Source organism: Kocuria sp. ZOR0020 (assembly GCF_000800955.1).
GTDB classification, from domain to species: Bacteria; Actinomycetota; Actinomycetes; order Actinomycetales; family Micrococcaceae; genus Kocuria; species Kocuria subflava.
Window position 1 is genome coordinate 1 of the sequence record NZ_JROX01000102.1, and the last position, 5,869, is coordinate 5,869.

Below are 5,869 nucleotides of genomic sequence, written 5' to 3' on the forward strand. Positions count from 1 at the left end.
TCCTCCAACGTCACGGGGGTCTCGAGTTGACCGATCCGCCCCAGTCCCGTTGCCGGATCCGAGTCCAACGGTTTCAGAGGCGAGGACTGTGCGACACCACATGCCTGAATCAATGTTTCCGAAACACCGGACGGGGCGCTGTCTGCGTTGGTGTGGCAGGCCAACAACGCAATGTGGTTCTCGATCAGGTCGTGGACAATTCGCCCTTTGTAGCCATCGGCGGCAATGGAGCTCTGCCCGCCCAGTAGGAGGGGGTGGTGAACCAGGAGAAGGTCCACTTCCGCTTCCATGGCCTCATGCACCACGGAGGTCACCGGATCCACGGCCACCATGATCCGGGCAACCGGGGCCTGGGGTCTGCCGATGACCAGCTCGGAAGCGTCCCAGGACTCCTGAGTGGAAAATGGCCACAGGGTGTCGGCCATCTTCACCACTTGGGCGACTGTGGGCGCTGACTGGGTGTCCGTGTCTGCAGATGCCATGTCTTCAGTCTAGGAGGGTGCAGAGCCGCCGGAATAGGCAGCAGCGTGACCGTGTTGGACACCCACGTGAGACCAACGACTTTTGTACTGGCAGGCGGGTGCTTCTGGTGCCTGGACGCCGTGTATCGCATCACACGGGGTGTGCAGGCGGTTGAGTCCGTCTACACCGGCGGGCACACTTCCGATCCCGATTACCACAGCGTGTGCACCGGAACCACGGGGCATGCAGAGGCCGTGGTGGTCACCTTTGATGCGGACGTGGTCTCTGAAAACACCATCTTGGACATCTTCTTCACGGGGCATGATCCCACCACCTTGAACCGGCAGGGGCACGACGTCGGCACGCAGTACCGTTCCGCCATGTTCCCCGCGGACCAGGGGCAGGAAGACCTGTTCCGCGCTGCCATCGACCGCGCCCAACAGCTCTTCGATGATCCCGTGGTCACCACGGTGGAGCCTCTGGGCACGCTGTATCCGGCGGAGTCCTACCACCAGGACTTCTATGCCAAGCAGCCGTTCAACGGCTACTGCCAGTTGGTCATCAACCCCAAGTTGTCCAAGGTCCGCCAACGTTACGCAAAGTTTCTTACTCTGAAGTAACTGCTTGATTCTCGATAGCCTGGCAGAGATTGCGCCAGCGCACTGATCCACGCGCATGAAATCCCGATTGGAAGGATGAAGACCCATGGCCAAGATTTACAACAACGTCACTGACCTGGTCGGCGGAACCCCCCTGGTCCGCCTCAACGAGCTGGACAAGGACCTCCCCGGCAACGTGGCCGTCAAGTTGGAGTTCTACAACCCGGCAAACTCCGTGAAGGACCGTATCGGCAAGGCCATTGTGGACGCCGCCGAGGCATCCGGTGAGCTCAAGGCCGGCGGCACCATTGTGGAGGGCACCTCCGGGAACACCGGCATCGCCCTGGCCATGGTGGGTGCAGCCCGCGGTTACAAGGTCATCCTGACCATGCCGGAGACCATGTCCACCGAGCGTCGCGCCATGCTGCGTGCCTTTGGCGCAGAGATCGTGTTGACCCCGGGTGCTGAGGGCATGCGCGGTGCCGTGGATCGTGCCCGCGAGATCGTGGAGAACACGGAGAACGCCGTTCTGGCCCGCCAGTTCGAGAACCAGGCCAACCCCACCGTCCACTACAACACCACCGGCCCGGAGATCTGGGAAGACACCGACGGCGGCGTGGACATCTTTGTGGCCGGCATCGGCACCGGCGGCACCATCACGGGTGCCGGCCGTTACCTCAAGGAGCAGAACTCCGGGGTGCGCCTGGTTGCCGTGGAGCCCGCCGACTCCCCGCTGCTGACCGAGGGCAAGGCCGGCCCGCACAAGATTCAGGGCCTGGGCGCCAACTTCGTGCCGGACATCCTGGACAAGGAGATCTACGACGACGTCTACGACGTCACCACCGATGACTCCATCCGTGTCGCACGAGAGCTTGGCACCAAAGAAGGCATCCTGGGCGGCATCTCCTCCGGCGCCATCGTGTGGGCTGCCCTGGAAGAGGCCAAGAAGGAAGAGAACCGGGACAAGCTGATCGTGGCCGTGGTCTGCGACTTCGGTGAGCGTTACATCTCCACCATCCTGTACGACGACATCCGCGGCTGATCACCCGTATGTCCTGCCCCTGGCGCGTGTGACCACGCGCCAGGGGCATTTTGCCCCACCACAAGGAGTCACGTGAGTTTTCTGAGCCGACTGCGCGAGGACCTGGACACTGCACGCACCCACGATCCTGCTGCTCGCACGGATCTGGAGGTGGCCCTGAACTATTCAGGTATGCATGCCATCTGGTTGCACCGTGTCAGCCATCGCTTGTGGCAGACCGACCGCACTCGTGGTGCTGCCCGTACGGTCTCGCAGCTCGGCCGGTTCCTCACCGGCGTGGAGATCCACCCCGGTGCACAGATCGGCCGTCGCTTCTTCATCGATCACGGCATGGGTGTGGTGATCGGAGAAACCGCTGAGATCGGCGACGACGTCATGCTGTATCAGGGGGTGACCCTGGGCGGGACGTCACTGGCAGCCGTCAAACGCCATCCCACCATCGGCGACGGCGTCACGGTGGGCGCAGGTGCCAAGGTCTTGGGTGACATCCAGATCGGCGCAGGATCCGCCGTTGGAGCCAATGCCGTGGTGGTCAAGGACGTCCCTGATGACTCCGTGGTCACCGGCATTCCGGGCAAGGCTCGACCCCGGACCCCGGACAAGCAGGAGCCTCTGGTGGATCCGGCCACCTACATCGATCCCGCCATGTGGATCTGAGTAGTGCTCGGCTGACCCGCTGAGAAGTGTTTTGTCCCGCCCATCGCATCTGATGGGCGGGACAAAACACTTTTCGGCGGGGGTGCTTGCCGTCAGGTCAGGAGTCGATCTCCGAACGGTCACCGCTCCACAAGGTGTGGAAGGCGCCGTCGGTGTCGATCCGACCGTAGGTGTGAGCGCCGAAGTAGTCGCGCAGGCCCTGTGTCAGGGCAGCGTTCAGGCGCGGACGGCGCAGGCCATCGTAGTAGGCCAAGGAGGATGAGAACACCGGTGCGGGAATGCCACGCTCGGTGGCTTCCACCACCACACGGCGCCAGGACGGCAGGTACTCCTCGATGACGTCTCGGAACACCGGGGCGAACAACAGGTTTCGCGGCTCAGCACCGTCCTTGTATGCGGCCATGATGTCCTGCAGCAGCTCGGCCCGGATGATGCACCCGGCTCGCCACAGGGAGGCGATGGTGTCCAGCTTCAAGTCCCAGTTGTGCTCACCGGAGGCCGTGGCCAGCATCTCCATGCCCTGGGCGTAGGCCACCAGCTTGGAGCAGTAGAGGGCGCGGCGAACATCCTCCACAAAGGCGGCATCCCCCACGGTGTCGGACTCACGGACGCCAGCAGCCAGGGTCTTCTGAGCTTCCAGGCGGGTCTCACGCTCGGTGGAGGACAGGGCGCGGGCGAACACCGATTCGGCAATGGCCGTCACGGGGGATCCCAGGTCCAGGGCGGCCATGACCGTCCAGGTGCCGGTGCCCTTCATGCCGGCGGCGTCAACGATCACGTCCACCAAGGGCTTGCCGGTCCTGGCGTCCACCTGCTTGAGCACCTCAGCGGTGATCTCGATCAGGTAGGAGGACAGCTCGGTCCGGTTCCATTCGGCGAATGTGTTGGCCTGATCGCCGGGCTCTTGCCCTGCCACGTCACGCAGCAGCTCGTAGGCCTCGCCGATCACCTGCATGTCCGCGTATTCAATGCCGTTGTGCACCATCTTCACAAAGTGCCCGGCGCCATCGGTTCCGATCCAGGCGCAGCACGGGGTGCCGTCGTCAGCCTTGGCGGAGATGTCCTCCAGCAGCGGGCCCAAGGACTCGTAGGACTTGGCGGAGCCGCCGGGCATGATGGACGGGCCGTTCAGCGCACCTTCCTCGCCGCCGGAAACGCCAACGCCCACAAAGTGGATGTTCTTCTCGGCCAGAGCGGCCTCACGCCGGATGGTGTCCGGGTAATGGGAGTTGCCGCCGTCAATGATGATGTCGTCCTCATCCAGCAGCGGAACCAGCTGATCGATCACGGCATCCACAGGAGCCCCCGCCTTGACCATGACCAGGATGCGGCGGGGCTTCTCCAATGAGTCCACCAGTTCCTGCATGGTTTCAGTGCGGATGAACTCGCCGTCATCCCCGTGCTCGGCCAGCAGAGCATCGGTCTTCTCCACCGAGCGGTTGTGCAGGGCCACGGTGTGGCCGTGACGGGCAAGGTTGCGGGCCAAGTTGGCCCCCATCACCGCAAGGCCGGTGACACCGATTTGTGCTTTCTTCTCTTCAGCCATGCGGCCAGCCTATCCCCGGATCAACACCGGAACGTTGTTGTGTCTGCCGGTGGTCACGCGGGCTACGTCACGTGACCCGGCCCAGCGGAGCGGGACGTGCACCGGCCTGCTCACTGCGTGACATGGAAGATCCCGTGCGCGCCCCGCTCGGCATCCGCCATCACGTGATTGACCAGCGGGAAGTGCCCCGGTTCATCGAACTCGAGTTCCACAAAGCCACCTTGTGCCGCTTCCAGCCCCAGGGCCTGGGACCCACCACCGGTCGTCCCAAAAGGGTCCACCCCGTTGCGCAAGCTGTAGGCGCCTTCCTTGAAGACGGTGTCGAACTGGTCTCCCACGATGTGGAAGCTCAATGGACGGTTGGGCCCGGCATCCAACACCCAGACCCGAACCCGCTCCCCCACCCGGGCCTCCAGCGGCTGTTGGTCGTATTGGTTCGCGGCCCCGTTGAACACCACGAACGTTGGCTCAGCCCCGCTGCCGACGGCTTCCGCGTTGACGGGCCTGGCCTCATCCCTGGAAGAACCGTTCCCGTCCATGTAGACCTCCGACTGGACCAGCACGTACTCACGATCCACCGGTGCCAGGTCTTCTGGCTCAATGATCACCGCACCGTGCATGCCCCCGGCGATGTGGGCGCTCATGGGTGCCGTGGAGCAGTGATACATCCAGATCCCAACCCTGTTGGCGGTGAACCGGTAGGTCAGTTCCTCCCCGGGAGCAATGGTCCGCATGGTCTCATCCGGTGCCACCTCACCGGCGTGGAAGTCCACGGAGTGTCCCATGGTGCCGTTGTTGACCAGGGTGATCTCAAAGGTGTCGCCGATCTTCCCGTGCAGGGTGGGACCCACGGTGGAGCCGTTGAAGGTCCACCGCTGCTGCCACACGCCTGGGGCCACTTCCATGGGCTCCTCCGTGACCTCCAGAGTCAGCCGGTGGTCAGCTGGTTCGCCGTCGTCGCTGCCACCGGTGCTGTCCACCGGGCTCAGCACGGGATCCACGACGTTTTCCAACGTGGCTTCCGGGTCCACGGCCACGGCATGGGATCCGCTACCGGAAGCGCCGTGGTCCATGCCGTCCATGGCCCCTCCGGATGCATTGTCCTGGGAGGCGGCGTCGTCGGTGTTCTGGGCACTCAGCGAATCGGAGTCCCCGCCCCCTTCCACGGTGAGGGTGAAGGTCATGCCCATCTGGCGGTGACCGGCCACGGTGCACCAACCCTCCATGGACTCGGAGACCACGCCCAGGTCGATCTCCCCGGTCTGCCCCTCCCGCAGGCGTTCAGTGCGTTCGCCACCGATCTGGAGATCGTGGACGTTGGTGGGATCCGTGTTGGTCAGTTCGATGATCACGTGATCTCCGGCGTTGACCGTGGCCTGGTTGGGCGTGTAGCTCATGTCCACGGCGTCGATCTCCAGCCGGACGGTTTCACCGGTGGGCTCCACCTCCGTCTTTTGGGAACCGCCGGCTCCGGTGGCCTGCAGCCCGGCCGCTCCGGGGTCCACACCGATCCCCACGGTCACCGCCAGCAGAATGGCTGCGGCCCCCGCCATCACACCGGAT

The 5,869-nt window shown here is 64.1% G+C and carries 6 protein-coding genes; 3 read left to right on the top strand and 3 right to left on the bottom strand.

Translation table 11 applies throughout. From position 1 onward, the window contains the following. Window positions 1-482 (bottom strand): Nif3-like dinuclear metal center hexameric protein (locus L979_RS06820; RefSeq protein WP_047690810.1); only part of this gene is annotated, 482 nt, incomplete at its 3' end. A 45-nt stretch (window positions 483-527) separates the two neighbouring features. Between L979_RS06820 and msrA the strand changes: the two genes are divergently transcribed. The 3 genes from msrA (at window position 528) to epsC (ending at window position 2,760) form a co-directional block, all read left to right on the top strand. After that, window positions 528-1,082 carry a peptide-methionine (S)-S-oxide reductase MsrA gene (gene msrA, locus L979_RS06825; protein ID WP_231559430.1) on the top strand — a complete coding sequence of 185 codons (555 nt, stop codon included), beginning with the start codon at window positions 528-530 and terminating at the stop codon, window positions 1,080-1,082. A gap of 85 nt (window positions 1,083-1,167) precedes the next feature. Then, entirely contained in the window at window positions 1,168-2,103 is a 936-nt protein-coding gene (gene cysK / locus L979_RS06830) for a cysteine synthase A (protein WP_047690813.1), read from the top strand. Window positions 2,104-2,175: 72 nt separating this feature from the next. Continuing rightward, window positions 2,176-2,760 carry a serine O-acetyltransferase EpsC gene (epsC, locus tag L979_RS06835; protein ID WP_047690816.1) on the top strand — a complete coding sequence of 195 codons (585 nt, stop codon included), beginning with the start codon at window positions 2,176-2,178 and terminating at the stop codon, window positions 2,758-2,760. Between the two features lie 97 nt (window positions 2,761-2,857). Here epsC and gndA read toward each other — a convergent pair whose 3' ends face one another. Continuing rightward, on the bottom strand, window positions 2,858-4,306 hold the full coding sequence (gene gndA / locus L979_RS06840; protein ID WP_047690818.1) for an NADP-dependent phosphogluconate dehydrogenase: 1,449 nt from the start codon (window positions 4,304-4,306) through the stop codon (window positions 2,858-2,860). A 110-nt stretch (window positions 4,307-4,416) separates the two neighbouring features. Beyond that, window positions 4,417-5,869 (bottom strand): multicopper oxidase domain-containing protein (locus L979_RS06845; protein ID WP_047690823.1); only part of this gene is annotated, 1,453 nt, incomplete at its 5' end.

Bases quoted from the DNA above. Each gene is read 5' to 3' on its own strand.
- cysK (WP_047690813.1), top strand. From the start codon at position 1,168: ATGGCCAAGATTTACAACAACGTCACTGACCTGGTCGGCGGAACCCCC.
- gndA (WP_047690818.1), bottom strand. From the start codon at position 4,306: ATGGCTGAAGAGAAGAAAGCACAAATCGGTGTCACCGGCCTTGCGGTG.